We start from the raw sequence: 2,726 nt of genomic DNA, 5'->3' as shown, positions 1-2,726 counted from the left end.
TAAAAGTGGTTTTTCTACCACTTCGTATTAATCTATCTCATTTATGTTAAATATCGTAAAGTTTCCTTGATGCAGTTCTTTCTTCCTTCATCCAGGTCACGATACATTCGAATTATATCTTTTTCTTCAAATGACAGACTTTCTACTGTTTCTTCATGCCCAAGGAAAAGATAATTCGGTGTCGTGTTAAGAAATATGCATATTTCCTCTACATATCTCAGGTACGATGTACTTCCGTAATACTTCCATTTAGCCATGGATCCGGTTGGTATGCCCAGATACCCGGCGAGATCTATTTCCTTTTTCCTTCTTTTCCTGATCAATTCCAGTATCCTTAATACCACCGGGTCGTTCGTCAATACCTTGTCTGTTTTCGCCATATCCGCAACCTCCAAATGCCTATCCTTTCACCGTACCAAGATTTTCATTCTATTTCGAGACTGCAAATTCTTCCTATCAGAATCTATAATCACTATAGAAGAGACTTATCGTCTCGATCATTTCATGAACCCGTCTCACACCTTAGCGTCCATGAACGCTCTTAGGGAGCCTGGGTCCTGCGGTATCTGCGTGCTATGTCGTGTCGCCTTGAAAGCACCTAGAGGAGAATTGTCTACACCGTACCGCCTCATCAGATAAATATGAGGACAGTCGGCGATAACACTGCGTGAAATGCGCCTACCATTGAACCTGTTGCTACATGACATCTATTGCAAATACCTTATAGATTATAGCAAAGGAGGTACGGAGAAATCACTCCGTTTGGTATTGTATGCAAAAAGATTTACATAATAAGCAACCTCGCCTTTCTGAACTGATCCGTAATCCTGATTCTGTCATTGAAGATTTCGATACGATTCCGGATGATGATATCGAGTACGTTAAAGAGTATGGCATCGGCATTGACTGTCATTCAAGATTCATCGAAGTATGTGTCCGGTATCGTAACGGTAAACTTATAAATAAAGCCCAGGGCCGTTTTTCGACGGATTGGACAAGCCTTGTCGCTGCTCGCGAATGGTGCATCAACATCCTTAGTACGAAAGCAGATCCAGTCCCTGATCTTTCAGAACCACTTCACTATCTTGTTGAATCTACAGCCAGCTACCATATGCCCGTGTGTATGGCATTTAACGGCAATCCCACAATAATCAATCCAACCATAGCCGGAGCCACCAAGCGTAAGACTGATGTACTGGACAGCCGTCTGCTTGCACTTCATGATCAGATAAATATTTGGTCAGAGTGCTATATGCCAAGCGAAGATGTCAAAACTCTTCGCATACTGATCGACCAACGTGAACGGTTCATCCATGATGCCAATGCTGCCGGGAACCGTATCAACAACATCATTACACGTTTTGGTTTTACTGTCGGTCGCAGCGGCAGTGTTGTTAAGGATCCAATGATCCGCGCCATTGTGGAAGATCAAATATCTGATGATCCAAGTTCCATCGAAGGTTTATGTCCTATACCCATTCCTTTAGAAGTACGCATGGTCCTCCGAAATGAATACGAAAAATATGACTACTTTACAGCTCGGGCTAATGAATGTAAATCCAGGATTTTCCAAAAAGCCCGTTCAATGGAATGGGAAACAGATACAACGAGAATTCCCGGCGATGAAATGATACGCATACTTGCAACTGCTCCACAGATTGGTGAACTGACAGCTGTTTTATGGCTTGCAAGAGTCATCACTCCGAGACGCTTCAGAAATGCCAAAGCTCTGTCTGCTTATTGTGGTCTCGACCCAAGTCTTAAGATCAGTGCAGGCAAGGTTACAAGTACCGTCAAACGTGGAGGAAACAAACCTCTTCATAAAGCGTTGAACATGTGTGCTCATCGTCTTATTCATCGACATAACGAAATGTTTGGCATTTGGGGTTACAACCTCCAGCAACAGACCGGCAAGAAGAAAAAAGCCGCAAATGCCGTTGCTCGTAAGTTATCAGTTGCCATGTATTACATGATGAAAACAGGATCAGAATTCACTTATGACAACTACCATTCAATCCGAAATATCGATGTCTTCGATATCCCTGTTGAAGATCTCGTTCTTATTAACGGAGATTTCAAGCGTTACATCCGTATTCTTAAAGAAAATGATATCTATACAACAACCGATCTGGCTACTGCGTACATTTCCTGTTCTCTCGGGTCATGTCACGGTCTGGGAAAGAAATTCTTTGGTCTTCTCAAGGACTTCCTCGACCATCATGTCACCTACAAAGAAATGTACGATGACATAAAGTCAAAACTCAATCACAAGGAGGAAACAGTTTATGAATAGACGCGGTCGTAAACCACTCGATGCCAATACCGAAATCAAAACCACACATGGACTTTTTCTTTCAGGCATCATAGTTGACAGGACCAGACGTATGGTTCCACGCGACAACCCTACCACCGAGATCGTTACTTATACTGTACAAGGCAACGATGACCGGAAATACTATGTTGATGATTATGCACCTGAAAGCTACCATGAACTTAATTCAAATATTTGCTTTCCGGTATATATCAAGACCTATATCCGAAAGAACGGAGAGGCTTCATATACTATCAATATCCAGAAAGTCGAAGCAGGCAAAGGTGAACATTTCTGATTATTACAACCTCACGGCTGTGGATGCATTTTTCTTAGGATGTATTCATGGCCGTTTTCTTTTCCGAAACCACTTTTATATCTGACATACAGACGCTTTACAGTCTAGTGGGCTCCC

3 protein-coding genes are annotated in these 2,726 nt (G+C 42.4%); 2 read left to right on the top strand and 1 reads right to left on the bottom strand.

Annotation, left to right across the window (positions count from 1 at the left end):
• Nucleotides 1-41: 41 nt before the first annotated feature.
• On the bottom strand, nucleotides 42-380 hold the full coding sequence (locus BM294_RS15570) for a hypothetical protein (RefSeq protein ID WP_091209994.1): 339 nt from the start codon (nucleotides 378-380) through the stop codon (nucleotides 42-44).
• A gap of 392 nt (nucleotides 381-772) precedes the next feature.
• On the opposite strand from BM294_RS15570, the gene BM294_RS15565 reads away from it, so the two are divergent.
• Entirely contained in the window at nucleotides 773-2,293 is a 1,521-nt protein-coding gene (locus BM294_RS15565; RefSeq protein ID WP_091209992.1) for an IS110 family RNA-guided transposase, read from the top strand.
• Nucleotides 2,286-2,609 carry a hypothetical protein gene (locus BM294_RS15560; RefSeq protein WP_091209990.1) on the top strand — a complete coding sequence of 108 codons (324 nt, stop codon included), beginning with the start codon at nucleotides 2,286-2,288 and terminating at the stop codon, nucleotides 2,607-2,609. The genes BM294_RS15565 and BM294_RS15560 overlap by 8 nt, the downstream gene beginning before the upstream one ends.
• Nucleotides 2,610-2,726: the final 117 nt, after the last annotated feature.

The organism is Oribacterium sp. WCC10 (genome assembly GCF_900113415.1).
Lineage (GTDB): Bacteria > Bacillota > Clostridia > Lachnospirales > Lachnospiraceae > Oribacterium.
Note: the sequence above shows the minus strand (reverse complement) of the source record. Positions and strands in the feature narration are given on the sequence as shown.

Excerpts from the sequence above, each read along its gene's own strand:
- BM294_RS15570 (WP_091209994.1), bottom strand. The coding sequence starts at position 380 with ATGGCGAAAACAGACAAGGTATTGACGAACGACCCGGTGGTATTAAGG.
- BM294_RS15560 (WP_091209990.1), top strand. The coding sequence starts at position 2,286 with ATGAATAGACGCGGTCGTAAACCACTCGATGCCAATACCGAAATCAAA.
- BM294_RS15565 (WP_091209992.1), top strand. The coding sequence starts at position 773 with ATGCAAAAAGATTTACATAATAAGCAACCTCGCCTTTCTGAACTGATC.